A 20860-nucleotide genomic window follows, 5' to 3' on the forward strand; every position below is an offset into this window, starting at 1 on the left:
TTCGTGGATCCGCCATCGCTTGCGATGGCCGCGGACGTGCGAGGGCACACGAGGCACACGAGGACACCCTCCACGCAGCGGAGCCAAGGCAGAGTCGAAGCGGGCCGACGGCGGGCGCACCAGAGGCAGGTGCGCCCGAGCGGCGCCGTGCAAGCTCAAGCTGCAAGCACCTGCAGATTGCCTGCGCCCGGGAGCACGCGTAGCGTGGCGGCGAGCCGCACCGAATAGTCGCGGCTGAACACCGTGCTGATCTCGATGTATTCGCAGCGCGCTTCGGCCGTTGTCAGGGTCAGCACGACATAGCCGCGCTTGCTGGTCTCGGCGTAGCGCAGGTCGTCGACCATGCGCTTGAAGGCATCGGACAGCAGGTCGTTGGCGATCAACGGCAGCGCCCGCTCGAAGCCGGGGGAGGACACCGAGGAAGTACCGAATTCCACGCCCACCCGCTGACCCGAGGGGTCTGTGAGGTTGCCGGACCAGGCATTGTGCGTGTCGCCCGCCAGCGAGATCAGGTTCTTGCCCTGGCTGCGCGCCATGGCCAGCACGGCATCGCGCGCGGCCGGGTAGCCGTCCCATGCATCGAGGTTGTAGGGCACCTTCTGCTGCGCGACCAGGGCGCGCTGGGTTTCATTGCGCGCGGACTCCGGCAGCGCCAGCGCCGCGAGGTACGCGGTCAGCGTCTCGAGGCTGAAGTCGGTCGCAACGCTCAGGGGAATGGTCATGCGCATCATGAGCACCTGCTGCCCGAGTACCTGCCAGGTGCAGGGCGATGCGGCGATGCGTCCGGACAGCCAATCGACCTGAGGCTGGCCCAGCAGCTGCCGAGTGGGCGCGGAGGCCTCGCCGGCCAGGTACTGGCTGAGCGTGACCTGCTTGTCGCGGCCGATCAGGCGGGTGTCGAGCATGTGCATCGATGCCAGCGTGCCGATGTCGAACGAGCGGTAGATGCGCAAGGGGTTGGCCGGGTCGGGCAGCCGCGTCGGCAGCCACTCGTGGTAGGCCTGCACGGCCGCCGCGCGCCGTGCGGCAAAGCTGCCTTCGGACGCCTCGTCGTGGTTCTCGGCCCCGCCCGACCATGCGTCGTCGGCCACGTCGTGGTCGTCCCACACGGCAATCACGGGCAGGCGCGCATGCAGGGCACGAAGGTCGTTGTCGGTGCGGTACTGCGCATGGCGCAGGCGATAGTCCGTGAGCGTCAGGAGCTCGTGGTCGGGATTCGACTCGCGGTCGATGGCAATGGCGAGCTGCGACGCATAGCCCACCCGGCCATACTCGTAGATGTAGTCGCCCAGGTGCAGCACCACGTCGATGTCGGTGCGCTTGGCGATCTCGGCATAGACATTGAAGTAGCCGCTCGGGAAATTGGAGCACGACACCACCGCCAGCTTGGCCTGCGACACGCCACCCACCGGCAGCGTCTTGGTGCGGCCGACAGGCGAGTTCTCATTGCCCATGGCAAAGCGATAGAAATAGGTGCTGGCAGCCTGCAGGCCGACGACGTCCACCTTGACCGTGTAGTCGCGCTCGGGTCCCGTGCTCGTGGCGCCGCGCGCGACGATGATGCCGAAGCCTTCGTCGCTCGCCACTTCCCAATCGACGTTGATGGTGCCCGGAGCGGGCGCCGTCACGCGCGTCCAGATAATCACGCGGTCCGACAACGGATCGCCGCTCGCGATGCCATGCTTGAACACCGAGCCGGAACCGTCCGGCGGCCTGCCACCCCCACCGCCTCCACCGAAGCCCCCTCCTCCTCCTCCGTGGCCGCCGCCACCCCCGCCGCAGGCGGTCAGGCCGATGCCGCCGCCCGAGAACATCGCGAACAGCACCGCGCTACGCAAGAGCGAGCGTCGGGTGGTGCCGGTCAAGGCTTGGTGGGGATCGACGCCGCCATCATCAGTGATATGGCTTGACTCGTCATTCTTCTTCTCATCGTCAGTGCGCATGGCTGTCTCCTGGTCCGTCGATGGTGAGACGCACGGCACGCCTCAATCCCCTTTCGACGTCGGCGCCATTGAATGTGAAGACTTTGGTAGTTAACGTAGGCTTGCGCCGACGCCCGCGTCAGCCGCAAGCGCGCGGCGCGGACTGAGCCGCGGCCCCACGCGATCGCCGACTGCTTCAGGTCTTTTTGCGGGCCCGGCGATCGGCGCCCCGTTGAACATGGCGAAGCAGTACGCATGAGGTGCGCCGAAGTGACGCACCCTGCGGTGGACGCATCAGTCGCATGCTTGAAAGCGCTTGCACTGGGGAGCGACGTGGATGGACGTCAGCGTGTTCTCGCCATCGATGTGCTTTGCGGTGAACCTCACCCACGCGCCTTCGGCGATGCCCGCGAGCAGCGTGCGATCCCTCACCCTGAATGCCTGAACCGTGAACGGGATCTTGGCCCTTGGAATCAATTTCAGCCGGACGTAAAGCTTGCCGTCGGACTCTTCCTTGAAGGAGGTGAGGCGCGCGTACGTGGTCACCGGCGCCGCCCCCGCAATGGCTTGGGCAGGCGGCGTTCCAACCGGCTGAGCGGCCGCCCCGCCCACCGTGGCAAGGCTCAACGCGATCATGAGAACGAAGGGTTTGAGCATGTCCGTCACGAGATCCTGCAAGATGCGGGCGCGGTGTCGCGCTGGGTCAAACGTCTTCAGGTCCAGCCATGGCGCGCTCGACAAGCGAGGCCATTGCCGCGGCGTTCTCGGTCCCCTCGGCCGCAAGTCCGGCGACGGTCCCCCGCCTGTCTTGCAGGTCTTCGTCCTGACTCGCCTTGAGCTTGCCAACCAGGCGTTCGATCGGAATTTCTATGCCCACGACGGCACGCGTGAGCCTGTCGATGAATTCTGGTGGTGCGTCCGTCACTTTCCAAGGCGATTGCCGTGAGGACTCATGGGCAGCCGTGAGGCGGACCAGCAGGTCGCGCAGCCACGCTTCATCGGTGACGGCCCGGGCGACACCGTGCGCATGGGCGACTGCGTAGTTCCAGGTGGGAACGACCTTGCCGTGCGCCTGCTTGCCCGGATACCAGCCGGGCGTGATGTACGACTGAGGGCCTTGGAACATGACCACCGACTGATCCGAATCGAGAAGCTGCCTCCATACGGGATTGGCGCGTGAGACGTGGCCAAGAAGCGTTCCGAGCTTGCCGCGCGACCTGTCCAGCAGAAATGGAACATGGTTCGCGACCAGTCCTTCGCTGCCGGGCGCAACCCACGCCCCAAGGGGATGGGCTTCCATCAGCGCCTGGGCTTCGGCGAGGTCGGGCAGCATGTGGTGCTTTGATACGTACACAGGAACTCCAGGATTCAGTCAAGTCGAGGCCCGGCTATTTTGTCCCCTGGAACTCCCGTCTCCCCACCGAGATGGCAAACCAGTTCATCAATAAGGGCCGATGCTCTTGACAGTACCGTCGCTCTATGTCGAGTGGCTAGATGCAAACAGGACGTACTCAAGACTACATTCCGAAAACCAGAAAGGGCCGGCTTTCCTGGCCCAGTCAAGTGCCGGCAATGGGAGGATTGAATGCCGCTCTTGTTCTTGATGAGACTGCAGCACACCCCGCTGCCAGTACGGGTCGTTCAGCCGGAAGAGATCCGCCATGTCTCGGTGCTTGTGGCCACAGGCCTGATAGAAGCCGACATCGCACCTCTGCATCCGACCGACCCCTACGCTGCATCGCGCATCGCGACGGTGAAGCGCATCACGGAGGACGGTGTTGCCGAAATCGCAAAGATGAGCGATGCGCCCAAGCGCGTGAAAACCTCGATGCGATTCGCGCGGGGGCAACGGCTGATGTGAGTCTCGGCTCCCGGTTTCACGGTGGCGGAGAAGCGCCAATCTCGAAGACGTCGCCGTTCGTGGGCGTGGCACGCTCGTGATAGATGTCGTAGAGGTATTGCGAAAGCTCGCCGCCAGTGACGTCAGACGGAATGCCCAGCTGGACCTTCCGGCGCTTTCCATCCGGCCCCATCAGATAGCCGTTCCACCGGTCTTCGACTCTCTCGATGGCCATGAGCTGGCCGAACACGTTGAACAGATGCCGCATGCCTTTTTCTCCTGACGAACCGCGACAGTGTCTCTTGGAATGCAATGCGGCCGGGCGAGTCGCCCACCAAAGCATAATCTCGCCCTTTTTTTCCTCGGAGGCCGAATGGAACTGGAGATCGCGCAATCCACGCCGACGGCAGCCAGCATTGCCACGCTCGTGCAGGCGCACTACGACCTGGGACAAGTGGTCGAGAGCGAGTTCCTGCGGCGCAGCTTCAACCAGGTGTACCGGCTGGGCTTTGCGAGCGGGCGACGTGTGGTGGCGCGGCTGTGTGCCGAGCGTCCGCGTGGCGGCCCCAACACGTTGTTCGAGGCGGCCGCGCTGGAACATTGGGCACGGCTCGGGTGCCGTGTCGCTCGCTGCCTGCCGGCGGCGAGCGGTGAGTTTGCAGTACACGTTCCACTGGCCGAAGGGCGCCGGGCGCTGATGCTGTTCGAACACCTCGATGGCGAGGCCACAGGCGACTCGGCCGAGGACATCGAGGCCTTGGCGCGGGGCTTGGCCGCCCTGCACAGGGCTGGCGAGAGCTATCAAGGACTGGACAGCATCTATCGTCTGGACTTGGACTACCTGCTGCTGATGCCCCTGCTGGGACTGCTGCGCGCTCCAACCATGACGGCCGAGTTGCGCCCGCAGTTCGAGCAACTCGGCCAGCGCCTGCATGACGACATCCTCGCGCTCGGCGACCTCAGCCACGTTCTATGCCACGGCGACGCGCACGGCAGCAATAACTTCGTCGTACCAGATGCAGAGGGCCAGCGCGAAGCGGTGTTCTTTGATTTCGACGAAGCGGGTCCCGGCTACCTGGCCTATGAGTTGGCGGTCTACCCATGGAGCCTCTACCCGCGTGCACCCGACGTTCCGGCGAGCGACAAGACGAAGGCCCAGTGGCGGCGCTTCATTTCCGCGTATCGCGAGGTGCGGCCTGTCACTGGCGCCGACCTCGCCGCCATCGCGCGCTTCATGGCGGTGCGGCAGTTCTGGTTGCTCGGCGAGTACGCAGGACGAATTCCCGTATGGGGCTCCCAGGCCATTCCGACCGACTACCTGCGCCGGCAGGTCAGCATGCTTCGCACCTGGGAGACGCTGGAACTGCCTCTGTAGGTCGGCCGTGCGCACAGTCGCACGCACCTGCTATCGGTGAATGGAGGGCAGCGAAACGGTCTCGGCGAATGTTCCGCAGCCGAAGGCTTCGGAATCCCACGCGCACTGAGCGACAGGCCGGCGGCCTACTCGATCGTGACCTTGCCCTCTTTCACGAGCCTGGCGAACTTCACGGTCTCTTCGCGGAGGCGCGCTGCCATGTCGGCCGAACTGTCGCCAATGGGGTCGGCGCCAATCGCGCGCATCCTCTCGGCGAATTCGGGCGACCTGATGATCTTGACCATCTCGGCATTCAGCTTTGCGACGATCTCCTTGGGTGTCCCTGCCGGCGCCAGCACGCCGAACCAGGTGCCGATGTCGAAGCCCTTGAGCCCCGCTTCTTCGAGCGTCGGCACATCGGGCAGCACGGCGGAGCGCTTGGCCGTGGTCACAGCCAGTGCGCGCAGCTTTCCACCCTTGATGTGCTGCAGCACGGGCGTGATGGTGTCGAAGGACATGGCCACCTGGCCGCCGAGCAGGTCGGTGGTGAGCGGACCGCTGCCCTTGTACGGCACATGCAGCAGGTTGACGCCGGTGCTGGCCTGGAACTGGGTGCCGATGAGATGCTGCGCCGTGCCGTTGCCGTTGGAGCCGTAGGCCAGCTCCTTGGGCGACGACTTGGCGAGCGCGACGAGCTCGGCGACCGACTTGGCCGGCGTGAGCGACGCGTTGACCACCAGCACGTTCGGCACCATCGCCACCGTGGTGATGGGCGCCAGGTCTTTCTGGAAGTCGTACGGGAGCTTCTTGTAGACGCTGGTGGCGATGGTGTGATGCACCGCCCCCATCAGCAGCGTGTATCCATCGGGCCTGGCCTTGGCGACGTAGTCGGCGCCGAGCGTGGCGCCGGCGCCCGGTTTGCTTTCCACGATCACGGGCTGGCCCAGGCGCTTGGACAGCGCGTCGGCGAGCGCGCGGGCCAGCACGTCGGTCGTGCCGCCCGATGGGAACGGCACGACCAGGCTGATGGGCTTGGCCGGCCACGGCTCCTGCGCCGCAGCCCAGGGCGCGATGGAAAGGCCGAGCGCCGCCACGGCGCTTGCCGCGAGGGCGCGGCGCCCGATCGCAAATCGTTGAGTCGTCATGATGTCTTGTCTCCAGGTTGACGGTCTGCGCCGTTCTTCTTGTGGTTCGGTGTGAATCCGCCGCGCCCTATGCGGCCTGCCGCTGCCGTTCGGCCGACGCGAGCTGTGCGCACACGGCCTGCGTGACCTGTGCAGTGGTGGCGGTGCCGCCAAGATCCCTCGTATGGAGCGCGGGATCGGCCGTCACGGCTTCCACGGCCTTCATGACGCGCCGGGCGGCCTCGGCCTCGCCCAGGTGCTCGAGCAGCATCACCACGGACCAGAAGGTGCCCACCGGGTTGGCAAGGCCCTTGCCCATGATGTCGAAGGCGGAGCCGTGAATGGGCTCGAACATCGACGGGTAGCGGCGCTCGGGATCGATGTTGCCGGTCGGCGCGATGCCCAGGCTGCCGGCCAGCGCTGCGGCCAGGTCGCTCAGGATGTCGGCGTGCAGATTGGTGGCGACGATGGTGTCGAGCGAGGCCGGCCGATTGATCATCCGCGCGGTCGATGCGTCGACCAGTTCCTTGTCCCATGTGACGTCCGGAAACTCCTTGGAGATCTGCAGCGCGATCTCGTCCCACATCACCATCGCATGGCGCTGCGCGTTGCTCTTGGTGATGACGGTCAGCAGCTTGCGGGGGCGCGACTGCGCCAGCCGGAAGGCGAAGCGCATGATGCGTTCCACGCCGGCGCGGGTCATGATCGAGACATCGGTCGCGGCTTCGATGGGATGGCCCTGGTGCACGCGGCCGCCGACACCGGCGTACTCGCCTTCGGAGTTCTCGCGCACGATGACCCAGTTCAGGTCGTCCGGGCCGCAGCGTTTCAGCGGACCGTCGATGCCAGGCAGGATGCGCGTCGGGCGCACGTTGGCGTACTGGTCGAAGCCCTGGCAGATCTTCAGGCGCAAGCCCCAGAGGGTGATGTGATCGGGGATGTGCGGGTCGCCGGCCGAGCCGAACAGGATCGCGTCCTTGCCGCGCAGCGCGTCGAGGCCGTCGTTGGGCATCATCACGCCGTGCGCGCGGAAGTAGTCGCCGCCCCAATCGAAGTTCTCGAACTCGAACTTGAAGCTGCTGCCGGCGGCGGCCAGGGCTTCCAGCACCTGCTGGCCGGCGGGCACCACCTCCTTGCCGATGCCATCTCCGGGAATGGTTGCGATCTTGTACGTCTTCATTTGCGGCTTCGTCCTGTGATTGGGTAGGGCCGATTCTGTCGGTTGCACCCGATGGCATCGCAGGGGTAAAGTGAATCCATCATTAACCTGAAGTCAACAATCTTTTTTTCATGGGCCACGGCATCCAGCCCTCCGAACTGGGCTTCTTCGTGCAGATTGCCACCGGCGGCAGCCTGAGCGCCGCGGCGCGCAACCTGGGTGTGTCCACGCCGGCGGTGAGCAAGCGGCTGTCCCAGATGGAGCAGCGGCTTCGCATGCCGCTGGTCAACCGCACCACGCGCCGCATGAGCCTGACACCCGAGGGCGAGGTGTTCCTGGAGCATGCGCGCCGCATCCTCGGGGAGCTGGACGACCTCGACCAGTTGCTGGCCAAAGGCCGGAGCTCGCCCAAAGGGCTGCTGCGCGTGAACGCGACCCTGGGCTTCGGCCGCATGCACGTGGCGCCAGTCATCTCGCGCTACAGCCGCCTGTGCCCGGACGTGGAGGTGCAGCTGCAGTTGTCGGCCGACCCGCCGCCGCTCACCGACGATGCCTTCGATGTCTGCGTGCGCTTTGGCGAGCCGCCGGACGCCAGGGTGATCGCGAAGCGCCTGGCGCCGAACCGCAGGCTGCTGTGCGCATCGCCCAAGTACCTGGCCCAGCGCGGCATGCCGGTGGTGCCGAGCGACCTGGCACGCCATGACTGCATCGGCATCCGCCAGGGCAACGACGCCTACGGCGTGTGGCGGCTGTCGAGCGGAAAGGGCCGCAAGGAACACACCGAGGCCGTCAAGGTGCGCGGTGCGCTCACCACCAACGACGGGGAGATCGCGGTGCGCTGGGCACTCGATGGACACGGCATCGTGATGCGCGCCGAGTGGGACATCGAGCGCTATCTGGCGAGCGGCCGCCTGGTGCAGGTGCTGCCGCAGTACCGGACGCCCAGCGCCGACATCTACGCCGTCTATGCGCAGCGGCATCAGCTCTCATCGCGCATCAGGGTGTTCGTCGATTGCCTGTCGGAAGCCTTCGGGCGGCTCGGTGCCGGCACTGCAACGAGCTGAGGTCGAATCGATTCAGGTTGACCACGGCGTGCCTCCTCGACGAGTATTGAAGGTGGCGTCGCCCGATGATGCCGTGCCGGCGCGCCTGCGACGCCGGTGCTTCCGAAGACCCGGAGACAAACAATGAGCAAACTGGTAGCCCCGGTGCAGGCCCTGCGCTGGAGAATCGCGATCATGGCGGCGGCACTGCTTGCCGCCCTTGTCGGCTGCGCGCAGATGCCCGCTTCGGGCGCCGCACCCGCGGTGGTCGAGCAGCTTCTCGTGCGCGAGCGCCAACCGGCATTCGGAGGCATCGCCTTCGGCAATGCCGGACCTTACGAGCGCGTGGTCGCGCAAGCCCAGGTGGCGCTCGATCCGGCGCATCCGGCCAACCGCGGCATCGTCGACGCAGGCGCGGCCGCGTCGGCCGACGGCAAGGTTCGCTACAAGGCCGACGTGGTCATCCTGCGGCCGCGCGACGGCGCCAGGTCGTCGGGAACGTGGGTGGTCGAAGTCGCGAATCGCGGCCGCAAGCTGATGCTCGAGATCGTCAACGGCGGCAGCCTGCAGGCGGAGCGCGCCGAAGAGGCCGGCACGGGCTGGCTGATGCGCCAGGGCCATACGCTGCTGTGGGTCGGCTGGCAAGGCGACATTCCGGCGGACCCCACCGGCAAGACCGTCGGCATGGTGCTGCCAACGGCCACGCAAGGCGGGCAACCCATCACCGGCACCGCGTTCGAAGAGATCGTGTTCGACGCGCCGGGCCCCCGCGGCACCTTGCCATTGAGCTACCCGGCCGCCTCCCTCGATCCGGCCATGGGCGAGCTGAGCGTGCGCGCGCGGCCGGAAGCGGCGCCCACCGTGATCGGGCCTACGCAGTGGCGCTACAAGGATGCGAACTCGGTTGAATTCGATCGCCCCGCCGGCTTCGATGCCGGCGCGATCTACCAGTTCCGGTACACGGCACGCGACCCGCGTCCGATGGGCCTGGGCATGGCGTCGCTGCGCGATGTCGTGTCGCACCTGAAGACCGGCCTGCCCGACGCGAGCGGGCAAGCCAGCCCGTTGGCCGATCTGAAGCCCAGGGCCACGGTGGCGATCGGCATCTCGCAATCGGGACGCTTCCTGCGCGACTGGGTGTGGCAGGGCTTCAACGCCGGCCCGGGCGGCCAGCGCGTGTTCGACGGCATGGTCGCGACCATCGCCGGCTCGCGCAAGACCTACACCAACGTGCGCTGGGCCCAGCCCGGCCGCTACTCCCGCCAGCACGAGGACCACTTCTTCTACGGCGACCAGTTTCCGTTCAGCTACGCGACCACGACCGATCCGCTGAGCGGCCGGCAGGGCGGCCTGCTTGCGCGCTGCGCTGCCGACCGGACATGCCCGAAGGTCTTTCATCTCGACAGCGGCCTCGAGTACTGGCAGGGCCGCGCCGCGCTGGTGGTCACCGATGGCGCCGGCCGCGACATCGCATTGCCCGACGACGTGCGCGTGTACCTGATGTCGTCGACGCAGCACGTCACCGCGCGCAACGCGACCTCCCCCATCTGCGAGACGCCCATCAACCCGGCGCAGCAGCAGCCGGTGTACCGCGCGCTGCTCACGCGCATGGTCGAGTGGGTACGCGACGGCAAGGCCCCACCGGCCAGCCGCCACCCGACCGTGCGCGACGGCACGTTGGTTCCTGCGACTGCCGCGTCGATGAGGTTTCCCGATCTGTCGCCGCTCGGCATGACGCTGCCGGTGCCCAACCTTCTCACGGTGAACGATGACAGCGCAATGCCTGTGAAGTCGGACCCCGGGCGCGCATACACGGTGCTCGTTCCCAGGACCGATGCCGATGGCAACGACCTGGCCGGCATCCGCCTGCCCGACATCGCCGTGCCGCTGGCCACCTACACCGGGTGGAACCGGCGAAAGGCCGGTTTTGCGCCGGGCCAGTTGTGCGGCCTCGACGGCAGCTACCTGCCCTTCTCGGCGACCGCCACCGAGGCCGCCGCCAGGCGCGACCCGCGGCTCCCGATCGCCGAACGGTATCCCAGCCGCGAGGCCTACCTGGCGAAAGTAAGGAGCGCGGTACAGCGCTTGCAGGCGGACGGCCTGATGCTGAATGAGGACGCCGAACGCTGGATGGACAACGCAGCCAAGGATGGCCGCATTGCCGTGCTGCCCTGACCCTGGAGTCGACAGCTAGGCGAGGTCGAACCAGAGCCAGCGAGCGTCCGTCACCGCGGTGAGATCGACTGATCGCACGGTCACCAGTTGAAGGGCATCGCCGCCTCTCAGTTCCAGCGGCTCCGCCGCGGCGCCTTCGCGCACCGAGACGACGCCGTCGAGCACCTGCAGCCATCCAAAGCGCCCCGCGGCGAGTGCTTGGGTCTCTCTGCTTCCGGCAAGCAGCTTGCCTGCCCAGATCCGCACGGGTGCCGACAAGGCCAGCGCGCCTTCGGCCGCTTCCGGGCCCGCGACCAACCGCGTGGACGAAGCTTCGCCAGCGTCCAGCACGCCGGCAAGCGTCTGGTAGCGCGGGGGCGCAGCATCCGCCTCGCCATGAAGCCAGATCTGGAACAGGTGGGCGGGCTCGGTCGCTGAAGGATTGCGCTCGGAATGCCGGGTGCCGGCGCCGGAGCTGATGAGCTGCATGTCGCCACCCTGCAGGAAGCCCGAATTGCCGGCCGAGTCCCTGTGCTCGATCGTGCCGCTCAAGACGAAGGTCAGGATCTCGAAATGATCGTGCGCGTGCTCCGCAAAGCCGGAGCCTCCGGCGACGGTGTCTTCGTTGATGACGCGCAAAGCCCGAAATCCCATCCGCAGCGGGTCGTTGAACGAACCGAACGAAAAGGTGTGGTGGCTGGTGAGCCACCCGGTGCGGGTCCGGCCACGGGCCTGGCGGTCGTGAAATACGTCGTTCATGGGATGAGGTGATTTTGATGGCACTTTGTACAGGCTCCAAGCAGTTCACTTCCCCGTGGGATGCCCGCCCCCCGGGCGCAGCCCCTTTGAACTTCCGCCGAAATCCGCTCCAATTGATGACCGACCACCGCTGCAAAGCCCCGGCCGGACTCTCCGATTCCGCAAATTTTTTTCCTTTGGAGGGACCGATGAATTACCAAGGAAGCTGCCACTGCGGTCGGATCGCCTTCGAGGTCGAGGGTGAAGTGCAAGGTGCGATGGCCTGCAATTGCTCGATGTGCCAGCGCAAGGGATCGCTGCTGTGGTTCGTGCCGCACGATCGGCTCAGGCTGAAGACGCCCCCCGAAGACATGAGCACCTACATGTTCAACAAGCATGTGATCTCGCACCGCTTCTGCCCGGTCTGCGGCATTCACACCTTCGGCGAGGGAACCGATCCCAAGGGCAACAAGATGGCCGCCATCAACATCCGCTGCCTCGAGGGCATCGACCTCGATGCGGTGCCGGTGCAGCATTTCGACGGGCGCTCGAAGTAGCTCGGACAGCCGAAGCCGAGCCCTTCGGGTGTCGCTGCATCGCGGCGGTGGTTGCAGATTCGAGCTTCAGGCCTACATTGCGGCCGGCATTTTGGAAGCGGGGCCGATGCACGGGCAGGGCTAATGTGATGTTTCCCCACATCAAGTCCGGCCGTGAAAAATGGCGGGGCGCTTGGGGCAACGCAACGTCTGCACCCGGAAGATTCGAATGCCGCTCTTGTTCTTGCTGAGGCTTTTTCAAACACAACTGCCTGTCAGGGTCGTCCAGTCAGACGAGATCGGGTACGTGTCGGTACTCATGGCTACGGGGCTGATCGAGGCCAAGATCACGCCGCTTGAGGGTTCCAGGCTGTATGCCAAATCGTCGTTGGCGACGGTGGAGTGCATCACGGAAGAGGGCTTCGCCGAGATCGCGCAGATGGGCGATGTGCCGGTGTTCGCGAATACCTCGATGCGATTCGCCCGAGGTTTGCGTTTGATGTGATGTTCGCATCGCTGCGACGGGCGCGGCGACCGCAAATGGTCGCATGCCTTCACCGCAGCGCTCTTTTCACCGAACGCCGACGGGGGCAGCGCCACGCCCGACGGTTGGACTACAGGACACCGCGCCTGCCGCCGACCTTGCGCCGCCGGCAGGCGGAGCCACATCAGAACCCGTCCGACATCAACCACCATCCAAGGAATGCACGTGACCCAAGCCAAGACCCCGTCCGAGCGCTACGACCTGAACCTCGATCCCATCACCGGTGAGCCGGGAGCTCATCCCGTCGGTACAGGCGCGGGTGCCGCGGGCGGCGCGCTCGCCGGTGCTGCGGTGGGTGCCATCGGCGGACCGCCCGGTGCGGTAGCCGGCATGCTTGTGGGGGCCGTGGCCGGCGGCTTGGGCGGCAAGGCCGTTGCAGAGCGCGTCAACCCCACGACGGAACACAGCCACTGGGAAGGCTCCTACACGCGCGAGCCCTACTACGAGCCGGGCCTGAGCTACGAGCACTATGCGCCCGCCTACGAACTCGGCTGGAGCCGCCGCGCAACGCTGGACGATGACTTCGCGGCCGTCGAGCCGTCGCTGGCCCGCGAATGGGAAACACGCCGCGGCACCTCGTCGCTCACATGGGAGCAGGCGCGGCCTGCATCGCACGCGGCGTGGGAGCGCATCGATCGGCTCTACATGCGGGAAGAAGACATGCCGTTCCCCGAGGGCGATCCGCTCTCGAACGACGACGTGGTCGACGTGCTGAATGACGTGCTCGAGAACACGCGTGACGGCGAGGCCGGCTTTCGCACCTGTGCGGAAGAAGTGGAATCGCCGCGACTGAAGCAGCTGTTCGCGACGCGTGCCGCGCAGTGCCGCGAGTCCGCGGCGCAACTCTCGCAGTTGGTGATCTCCTATGGCGGAAAGCCCGCCGACGGCGGCACCGCCTCGGGCGCGCTGCACCGCGGCTGGGTGCACCTCAAGAGCGCGGTGGGTGCCAACAGCGAGTTGTCCATCCTCGAGGAATGCGAGCGCGGCGAAGACGCCGCCGTTGCGCGCTATCGCAAGGCCTTGCAGCAGCTGCCCCAGGATGTGCGCCAGGTGGTGCAATCGCAGGCCCAGGCCGCGCAGCGCAATCACGACCAGATTCGCGACTTGCGCAACGAAGCTCGCGCGGCGCGCGCCTGATCCGCGCGGCAGAGGGCGATCCGATCAGGCACCGCCCAGGCGGTGCGCCCGGAAAAACCGCAGCATCTCGCGGCTGGCGTCCACGCCCTCGGGCTGCGTGTAGCTGCCCTGCGCGCTGCCGCCCGACCACGCGTGGCCCGCCGCGTGGAGGCGCCAATGCTCCGCATCGCCACGACCGGCAGACGCCGGATACACCGTGCGCGTGAAACGCCGGCCCGAAGCGGACCGGCCTTCGCTCACCGCGCCCGGCACGGCGCCGGCCACGATGGCCATGCCATTGCTCGCATGCACCGTCGTGTCCGCGTCGCCATGGAAGACGATGGTGGGCGGCGCGGCCGTCGCCGCTTCGCGCCGTGCCGCGGACGGACCCGATCGCATGGCGTTCAGGGCGCTCATCAGGTCGTTCGCGACGCCATGCGGAAGCCCTGAATGCACGCCGACCGCGGCGTAGAGGTCGGGGTAGCAATGGCCGAGGGTGTGCGCCATGGCACCGCCCGCCGAAAGGCCGGCCACGTAGATCCGGGCGCGGTCCACCTGCTCTTGCTCGGCAATGTGCTCGGTCAGCGCTGCGAGCAGGGCCGGCTCGCCCCGCCCGCGTTGTTGATGCGGGGTCTTGAACCAGTTCCAGCATTTCTGGCCGTGGGCGTGCTGTGCCTGCTCGGGGTAGAGCACGATCGCGCCGCATTCCCGCGCGTGCTCGTTCATGCGCGTGCCCGCGGCAAAGTCGGCTGCGTCCTGCGTGCAACCGTGCAGCATCACGACCAGCGGGCGCGGCGCGGGCGCCTCGCCGGCCGCGCCCGCCGGCACGAAGAGCATGAAGTTGGCCGTGCGGCCCTGGTGCGAAAAGCTGCCCCGGATCCATCGTTCGGTACGGTCGGCTTGTTCGGGGTCGGGCTGCGAGCGCATCGGCCGCTCGCGCTCGATCACCCGCGCCTCGACGTCGATCACTTCGGCATCGCAGCTGGGCATGGCGGGCGCGACGGACGATGGCGGCTCGGCCGCGCCGCGCAACGCCCGTTGGATTGCCTCTGTCGCTTCGGCGAGCCGGCCGCTGCGCGTGAGGTGAGCGGCCTTGCTCATCAGGCCGGTGAGAAGTGGATTCATTGGTGGGCCCAGTTGGGTTTGCGCTTTGCTAGCGAATGCGTCCCGCCAGCGCGGCCTTGACGGCCGGTGACGCGTGGAGTGCGCCGAGCACGGTGAGGGAGTCGATGGTGGACGCAGCCAGTTCGGGGCTCACGTCGGGCGCGATGACCGCCAGCCCCAGCACGCGCACCTGCAGCGTCTCGCCCGCGGCGCGCACGGCTTCAAGGTCTGCGGCAGAAAAGCTCTGCAGCCCCAGGACGAGCATCTTGCGGGAGACCGCCTGGCGCAGCGCGTCCGCGTGCGATGCCAGGTGGGTGCGAATGGCCGTTCGGATGAAGTCCGTGCGGTTCGAATAGAAGCCCTCGGCCACGAGCAAATCGATGTGGCCAAGGTCGACGAAGCCCATGTTGATGGTGATCTTCTCCGACTCCGGCGGCTTGACGGCGGCAGGCACGGGTGCATGGTATGACGGCATTCCGCCATCCTAACACCATCCATATGGATGGTCTATGGATGGCAAAAAATCGGCGGGGCGATGCGGTTCGCTTGCCAGGCCCACCGGGGCCCGGCGGCCGTCCATGCTCAAGCGCCAGGCGTTCCGGGAAGGCCCGCTGCAACCTTGTTCAAGGCAGCACCGGCATCCGCGCGCGATGCGGAGGCCGACGCCGACCTGTCGTGCTGGATGAGCAGCACCGCGACCATGCCGATGACCGCCGGAATCGCGATGGCAATGAAGTTCTGGTGCAGCGGCAGGTTCATGCCCACCAGCATGCCGATCAGGATGGGTGCCAGGATTGCGCCGCTGCGGCCGACGCCCAGTGCCCAACCGAGACCGGTGGCGCGCACGGCCATCGGATAGAACTGCCCGGTGTAGGCGTTGGCCACGATCTGCGTGCCGATGGTCGAGGCCCCGGCCAGCCCGATGAGAACGAAGAGCACCGGCGTCGGCATCTTGTAGCCCAGCAGCGTGAGCGAAACGGCTGCCAGCGCATACATGCCCGCGAGCACGTACTTGATGTGGAACCGGTCGGCGAGCCAGCCCCCGGCAATCGCGCCAACCATGGCACCTGCGTTCAACACCAGGACGAAGGTCAGGGCCGAGCCAAGGCTGTAGCCTGCGCTGGCCATGAGCTTCGTCAGCCACGAACTCAGCGCGAAAACCATGAACAGGCACATGAAGAACGCGATCCAGAACATCACCGTGCTGAATCCCCGGCCATCGTAGAAGAGGTGCTTGATCGGTGCGCTGTCGGCCCGGTCCTTGGCCGGAACGACGAAGCTATCGGTGGCCAGCGGCTGGTAGCTCGGGTCGAGCCGCGAGACGATCTTCTTCAACTCTTCGGTGCGGCCCTTGGCCAGCAGGAACGGCATCGATTCCGGAACCGACTTCAGGATGAGCGGAAGCAGAAGCACCGGCAGGCCGGCCGCGAAGAATACCGATTGCCACCCGTAGCTCTCGATCAGCCCCTTGCCCAGAATCGCCGCAATGATGCCCCCGACGGCGTAGCCGCTGAACATCAGCGTGACGAGGGTGGCGCGGATCTTCTTCGGGGAGTACTCGGTCATCTGCGCCACCACGTTCGGCATCACGCCCCCGATGCCGAGCCCGGCGAGGAAGCGCAGTGCGCTGAATGCGACAGGGCTCTCGGCCAGCCCGGCAGCGGCAGTGAAGACGCTGAAGAAGCCCACGCAAATGGCGATCGCCCAGCGGCGCCCGATCCGGTCGGCGATGGTGCCCATGAAGATGGCCCCGAACATCATTCCGAAGAGCGCGGAACTGACCATGAACCCGGCATTGGTCGCGTCGACACCCATCTTCTTCATGATCGAAGGCAATGCGATGCCGACGACGGCCAGGTCGTAGCCGTCGAACACGATGATGAGCGCGCACCAGAGCAGCACCAGGCCGTGAAAGCGGTTGAAGCGGGCATCGTCAGCCAGCTTGTGAAGGTCGATTTGACGCATGACTCTTGTCTCCGATTCGAATGGCAAAGATGCCTGATGCGCCGCCCTGGGTCTCGCAGCGGGCTTGGCGCAGTTGTGCGGCGATGCTTGCGATCATGGGCTTGCCGGCTTCACGGGTCCAACGCATTTTCCGGATGCCCTTTATGCGGCTCGTAAATGTTGGGGCGGGTCTACCCACAGGTTGCGCTCACCCGGCGGCCACTGCTGCTTCCATGCGATCTTCGAATGCGCGCTATCACCGATCTTTGTTGGACCGCGCCCCACCCGCTCCCTTAGATTGGCCGCCAGGTTGAGCGCCGCTGTGGCGCTGCCGTCGGTCAGGTGTTTGCGGGGCAGTGCCCGCACAAAGGAGACAGGTATGCAAGGAAAGATCGGGCTCGAGGAACATTTCGCGATTCCTGAAACGCTGCAGGACTCGGCCGGCTTCGTGCCTGGCGCGTATTGGAGGGAACTCAGCATGCGCCTCCTCGACCTTCATGATGTGCGCCTGCGCCAGATGGACGCGCACGGCATGGAGATGATGATCCTCTCGCTGAACGCGCCCGCGGTGCAGGCGGTGCCGGACCCCAAGAAAGCCTATGAGCTCGCGGTCCGCGCCAACGACTTTCTTGCCGAGCAGGTCGCGAAGCGGCCGGACCGCTTCCAGGCGTTCGCGGCCTTGCCGATGCAGGACCCCGAGAAGGCCACGCAGGAACTCGAGCGCTGCATCAACGTGCTCGGCTTTCGCGGCGCGCTGGTCAACGGGTTCTCGCAGGTCGGCACGCCCGACAACGTCGTCTACTACGATGCGCCGCAGTACGCATCGTTCTGGGCTGCGGCGGAGCGGCTCGACGCGCCCTTCTATCTGCATCCGCGCAATCCGCTCGCGAGCTGGGCGCAGATCTATGAAGGCCACCCGTGGCTGCTCGGTCCCACCTGGGCCTTTGCACAGGAAACCGCCGTTCACGCCCTGCGCCTGATGGCAAGCGGCCTGTTCGATCGGCATCCGGGCCTGAAGATCATCCTTGGCCACCTCGGCGAAGGGCTGCCCTACAACATGTGGCGCGTCGACCACCGCAACGCCTGGGTCGAGGCGCCCAAGGGCTATCCGGCCAAGCGCAAGCTGTGCGACTATTTCCATGAGAATTTCTATCTCACGACCTCGGGCAACTTTCGCACCCAGACACTCATCGATGCGATGCTGGAAGTCGGATCGGACCGGATCCTGTTCTCGACCGATTGGCCGTTCGAGAATGTCGACCATGCGTCGAACTGGTTCAACGATGCCAGCATCAGCGAGGCCGACCGCAAGAAGATCGGCCGCACCAATGCGTTGTCGCTGTTCAAGCTGCCTCAATCCTGAGCCACCCGGAAAGGCAAGGCTACCCATGATCGACATCGACGAGTGGACCATCACCAGCGCCGCGCTGAAGGCGCAAGGCGCAACGCCCAGTCCGCGCCTGAAGACCGTGATGGACAGCCTGGTGCGGCATCTGCACGACTTCGCGCGCGAGGTGCAGCTCACCGAGGCCGAGTGGTCCAGCGGCATCGACTTTCTCACCGCCGTCGGAAAGATCACGGACGACAAGCGCCAGGAGTTCATCTTGCTCTCTGACGTGCTGGGCCTTTCGACGCTCGTCACTGCGCAGTGCAACCGGCGTCCGACGGGCTGCACCGAGGCGACGGTGTTCGGGCCCTTCTACGTGTCCGACGCGCCGGAGTACAACAATGGCGATGACATCTCCAACGGCGCAAGCGGCGAACCCTGCTTCGTCAGCGGCACCATCCGCGGGATCGACGGCGAGCGGATCGCCCATGCAAGCATCGACGTGTGGCAGTCCGACGACGAGGGCCGGTACGACGTGCAGCGCCCCGAGCTGGACCATGCGCAGGGCCGGGGCCATCTGAGCAGCCTCGAGGACGGGCGCTACCACTTCAAATCCATCGTGGCCGTGCCCTACCCCATTCCCCACGACGGCCCGGTCGGCCAGATGCTGGAGCAACTCGGCCGCCACCCGTGGCGCCCTGCGCACCTGCATTTCATGATCAAGGCGCCGGGCTACGAGACGCTCATCACCCATGTGTTCCGCTCCGGCGGCAGCTATCTGGAATCGGACGCCGTGTTCGGCGTGCGCTCCTCGCTCATCGCCGACTGGAAGCGCCACGAGTCCGGCGTGGCGCCGGACGGAACGCGCATGGATGTGCCGTTCTATACGCTCGACTACGACTTCGTGTTGAACAGCGTACCGCGTGACTAGAAGCATGGACCGCTTCGTCTACACCGCGAGCGCTTCGCGCATCGTTTTTGGCGCGGACAGCATCGACCAGATTCCGGCGGAGATCGAGCGCCTGGGCGCCCATCGTGCGCTCGTCCTGTGCACGCCCAACCAGCGCGACCAGGCGCAAGCCATTGCCGACCGGCTTCCCGGCCGCGTCGCATTCATCTTCGACGAAGCGGTCATGCATGTGCCGATCGAGATCGCGCGCAAGGCGCGCGCACTCGCCTCCGAGTTGAAGGCGGACTGCGCCCTGGCCGTCGGGGGTGGATCGACCATCGGCCTGGGCAAGGCCATTGCGCTGGAGTCGGGGCTGCCCATCATTGCCGTGCCGACGACCTATGCGGGAAGCGAGGTGACGCCCATCTATGGCATCACGGAAGGCGGCCTGAAAAAGACCGGGCGCGACCCGCGCGTGCTTCCCACGGTGGTGGTCTACGACCCCAAGCTCACGCTGTCGCTGCCCCTGGATCTGACGGTCGCGAGCGCGATCAATGCCATGGCGCATGCGGCCGAAGGCCTCTACGCCCACGATGGAAATCCGGTGATCGCATTGATGGCCGAGGAAGGCATCCGCGCTTGCGCCGCGTCGTTGCAACCGCTTCGAGAAGATCCGCGCGATCTGCCGGCACGCAGCCAGGCGCTCTACGGCGCCTGGCTGTGCGGCACGGTGCTGGGGGCCGTGTCGATGGGCCTGCACCACAAGCTGTGCCACACCTTGGGCGGCACCTTCGACTTGCCGCATGCGCAAGTGCATACGGTGGTTCTTCCGCATGCGCTCAGGTACAACGCCGGCGCGGCGCCGGAAGCCATGGCCCGCATCGCGAGAGCGCTCGGCGTCGCGGATGCGCCCATGGGCCTTTTCGAGCTTGCAAGAACCCATGGCGCGCCGGTGTCGCTGAAGGCGATCGGCATGCCCGCCAACGGACTTGAACAAGCGGCCGAGCTGGCAGCGTCGAACCAGTATCCGAATCCGCGCCCGCTCGAGAAGGGGGCGCTTCGCGCCCTGCTCCACCGCGCATGGGATGGAGCGCCGCCAACGGCCTGATCACCTGCTTCGCGTCTGCGGCGCAGGCTCGCGGCTCGATCGCTCGTGGAAGAGGCCGAATATCAGCTCGCGCAGCCAGCGGTTGCCGCTGTCCTGATGAAACCGTTCGTGCCATTGCTGGCGAATTTCAAAGGGCGTGACCTCGAAGGGCGCGTCGACGCTGCGCAGGTCCGTGCGCGATGCCACCATCGCCCTTGCAAGGCGTGCCGGCGCGGTCAGCAGCAGGCCCGACGTGGCGACGATCGACGTCAGGCCCAGCGAGTGGGCGGCCGTGAGAACGACCCGCCGCCGATCGATCGCACCCGCCCTGTCCAGGGATTGCTGAAGTTGCGAATCGGTCGTTCCCTGGGGCCTGTACGCAATGTGTTCGGCCGCGAGGTAGTCGTCGAGCTCGATGCGCTCGCGGGCGCCCAGGGGTGACGCCTTCGACATCAGGACGACGAAGGTCTCGTCGAACAGCCGCTGCTGGTAGAACGATGGCCCCATCGCTTCCCAGCTGCCGAGCGCGATGTCGATCTGCCCGTGCAGCATCCGCTGCCGGGCGTCGGCCATGGAAACGTCCACGGTTTCGAAGCGGACACCGGGTGCGATGCCGCGTGCGACGGACAGCAGCTCGGGCATCATGACCAGTTGCCCGATGTCGTTGACCGCGATTCGAAACGTGCGGCTCGATGTCTCCGGCTCGAAGGTCCTGCCCTGGTCGACGGCCTGCGCCAGGCAGGCGATGCCTTCCTCGATGGGAGCGATGAGCCGCTCGGCGACCGGGGTGGGGACCATCCCGTCTGCCGTGCGCACGAACAGCGCATCGTTGAAGCGTTCGCGCATGCGTTTGAGCGCGTTGCTCACCGCCGATTGCGTCATGCCGAGGCGCTCGCCTGCGAGCGTGACGCTGCGCGTGGCGTAGATCGCCTGGAACACCAGGAAAAGATTCAGGTCAATGGAGTTGATGTTCACCGCG

At 66.3% G+C, this 20860-nt stretch carries 21 protein-coding genes; 10 read left to right on the forward strand and 11 right to left on the reverse strand.

The genetic code is table 11. The features are described from left to right. Window positions 1-155: 155 nt before the first annotated feature. From ACAM55_RS26565 to ACAM55_RS26575, 3 genes are all read right to left on the reverse strand, one after another. Window positions 156-1943 carry an alkaline phosphatase gene (locus tag ACAM55_RS26565; protein ID WP_369657251.1) on the reverse strand — a complete coding sequence of 596 codons (1788 nt, stop codon included), beginning with the start codon at window positions 1941-1943 and terminating at the stop codon, window positions 156-158. 273 nt (window positions 1944-2216) lie between these two features. Continuing rightward, a complete protein-coding gene (locus ACAM55_RS26570; protein WP_369657252.1) occupies window positions 2217-2600 on the reverse strand; it encodes a hypothetical protein in 384 nt (127 codons plus the stop codon). A gap of 25 nt (window positions 2601-2625) precedes the next feature. After that, window positions 2626-3276 carry an FMN-binding negative transcriptional regulator gene (locus ACAM55_RS26575; RefSeq protein ID WP_369657253.1) on the reverse strand — a complete coding sequence of 217 codons (651 nt, stop codon included), beginning with the start codon at window positions 3274-3276 and terminating at the stop codon, window positions 2626-2628. Between the two features lie 231 nt (window positions 3277-3507). Here ACAM55_RS26575 and ACAM55_RS26580 point away from each other — a divergent pair, with 231 nt between their 5' ends. Continuing rightward, complete coding sequence (locus tag ACAM55_RS26580; RefSeq protein WP_369657254.1) at window positions 3508-3783, forward strand: hypothetical protein; 276 nt, start codon at window positions 3508-3510, stop codon at window positions 3781-3783. Between the two features lie 16 nt (window positions 3784-3799). On the opposite strand, the gene ACAM55_RS26585 is transcribed toward ACAM55_RS26580, so the two are convergent. Next, a complete protein-coding gene (locus ACAM55_RS26585; RefSeq protein ID WP_369657255.1) occupies window positions 3800-4030 on the reverse strand; it encodes a hypothetical protein in 231 nt (76 codons plus the stop codon). Between the two features lie 105 nt (window positions 4031-4135). On the opposite strand from ACAM55_RS26585, the gene ACAM55_RS26590 reads away from it, so the two are divergent. Further along, window positions 4136-5137: a phosphotransferase enzyme family protein gene (locus ACAM55_RS26590; protein WP_369657256.1), complete on the forward strand. Its 1002-nt coding sequence runs from the start codon at window positions 4136-4138 to the stop codon at window positions 5135-5137. Between the two features lie 125 nt (window positions 5138-5262). On the opposite strand, the gene ACAM55_RS26595 is transcribed toward ACAM55_RS26590, so the two are convergent. Together ACAM55_RS26595 and ACAM55_RS26600 are read right to left on the reverse strand one after the other, a co-directional pair. Next, entirely contained in the window at window positions 5263-6261 is a 999-nt protein-coding gene (locus ACAM55_RS26595; protein WP_369657257.1) for a tripartite tricarboxylate transporter substrate binding protein, read from the reverse strand. Window positions 6262-6328: 67 nt separating this feature from the next. Beyond that, entirely contained in the window at window positions 6329-7420 is a 1092-nt protein-coding gene (locus ACAM55_RS26600; protein WP_369657258.1) for a tartrate dehydrogenase, read from the reverse strand. 110 nt (window positions 7421-7530) lie between these two features. Between ACAM55_RS26600 and ACAM55_RS26605 the strand changes: the two genes are divergently transcribed. Then, window positions 7531-8463 carry a LysR family transcriptional regulator gene (locus ACAM55_RS26605; protein WP_369657259.1) on the forward strand — a complete coding sequence of 311 codons (933 nt, stop codon included), beginning with the start codon at window positions 7531-7533 and terminating at the stop codon, window positions 8461-8463. 123 nt (window positions 8464-8586) lie between these two features. Beyond that, window positions 8587-10617 (forward strand): alpha/beta hydrolase domain-containing protein, encoded by a 2031-nt coding sequence (locus ACAM55_RS26610; protein WP_369657260.1) that lies wholly within the window; start codon window positions 8587-8589, stop codon window positions 10615-10617. Between the two features lie 15 nt (window positions 10618-10632). Here the strand turns inward: ACAM55_RS26610 and ACAM55_RS26615 are convergent, their stop codons facing one another. Further along, window positions 10633-11355: a pirin family protein gene (locus ACAM55_RS26615; RefSeq protein WP_369657261.1), complete on the reverse strand. Its 723-nt coding sequence runs from the start codon at window positions 11353-11355 to the stop codon at window positions 10633-10635. Window positions 11356-11543: 188 nt separating this feature from the next. Here ACAM55_RS26615 and ACAM55_RS26620 point away from each other — a divergent pair, with 188 nt between their 5' ends. From ACAM55_RS26620 to ACAM55_RS26630, 3 genes are all read left to right on the forward strand, one after another. Beyond that, a complete protein-coding gene (locus ACAM55_RS26620; RefSeq protein WP_369657262.1) occupies window positions 11544-11891 on the forward strand; it encodes a GFA family protein in 348 nt (115 codons plus the stop codon). Window positions 11892-12099: 208 nt separating this feature from the next. Beyond that, a complete protein-coding gene (locus ACAM55_RS26625) occupies window positions 12100-12375 on the forward strand; it encodes a hypothetical protein (protein ID WP_369657263.1) in 276 nt (91 codons plus the stop codon). Window positions 12376-12579: 204 nt separating this feature from the next. Further along, a complete protein-coding gene (locus ACAM55_RS26630; RefSeq protein WP_369657264.1) occupies window positions 12580-13551 on the forward strand; it encodes a PA2169 family four-helix-bundle protein in 972 nt (323 codons plus the stop codon). A 24-nt stretch (window positions 13552-13575) separates the two neighbouring features. Here the strand turns inward: ACAM55_RS26630 and ACAM55_RS26635 are convergent, their stop codons facing one another. The 3 genes from ACAM55_RS26635 to ACAM55_RS26645 all read right to left on the reverse strand — a co-directional run bounded on the left by ACAM55_RS26635 (window position 13576) and on the right by ACAM55_RS26645 (window position 16599). Then, on the reverse strand, window positions 13576-14655 hold the full coding sequence (locus ACAM55_RS26635) for a PHB depolymerase family esterase (protein ID WP_369657265.1): 1080 nt from the start codon (window positions 14653-14655) through the stop codon (window positions 13576-13578). 28 nt (window positions 14656-14683) lie between these two features. Further along, on the reverse strand, window positions 14684-15109 hold the full coding sequence (locus ACAM55_RS26640; RefSeq protein WP_369657266.1) for a CopG family transcriptional regulator: 426 nt from the start codon (window positions 15107-15109) through the stop codon (window positions 14684-14686). Window positions 15110-15216: 107 nt separating this feature from the next. Then, a complete protein-coding gene (locus ACAM55_RS26645; RefSeq protein ID WP_369657267.1) occupies window positions 15217-16599 on the reverse strand; it encodes an MFS transporter in 1383 nt (460 codons plus the stop codon). Between the two features lie 358 nt (window positions 16600-16957). Between ACAM55_RS26645 and ACAM55_RS26650 the strand changes: the two genes are divergently transcribed. The 3 genes from ACAM55_RS26650 to ACAM55_RS26660 are packed head-to-tail and all read left to right on the forward strand — an operon-like array spanning window position 16958 to window position 19902. Next, the gene (locus ACAM55_RS26650; protein ID WP_369657268.1) at window positions 16958-17941 is read left to right on the forward strand and encodes an amidohydrolase family protein; all 984 of its coding nucleotides are present in this window, start codon (window positions 16958-16960) and stop codon (window positions 17939-17941) included. Window positions 17942-17966: 25 nt separating this feature from the next. Then, on the forward strand, window positions 17967-18836 hold the full coding sequence (locus tag ACAM55_RS26655; protein WP_369657269.1) for an intradiol ring-cleavage dioxygenase: 870 nt from the start codon (window positions 17967-17969) through the stop codon (window positions 18834-18836). Between the two features lie 4 nt (window positions 18837-18840). Next, window positions 18841-19902, forward strand: a complete 1062-nt coding sequence (locus ACAM55_RS26660) for a maleylacetate reductase (RefSeq protein WP_369657270.1) — start codon at window positions 18841-18843, stop codon at window positions 19900-19902. Here ACAM55_RS26660 and ACAM55_RS26665 read toward each other — a convergent pair whose 3' ends face one another. Then, window positions 19903-20856 carry a LysR family transcriptional regulator gene (locus tag ACAM55_RS26665; RefSeq protein ID WP_369657271.1) on the reverse strand — a complete coding sequence of 318 codons (954 nt, stop codon included), beginning with the start codon at window positions 20854-20856 and terminating at the stop codon, window positions 19903-19905. It abuts the gene before it with no gap. Window positions 20857-20860 lie beyond the last annotated feature (4 nt).

Source organism: Variovorax sp. V213, assembly GCF_041154455.1.
Taxonomy (GTDB): Bacteria; Pseudomonadota; Gammaproteobacteria; order Burkholderiales; family Burkholderiaceae_C; genus Variovorax.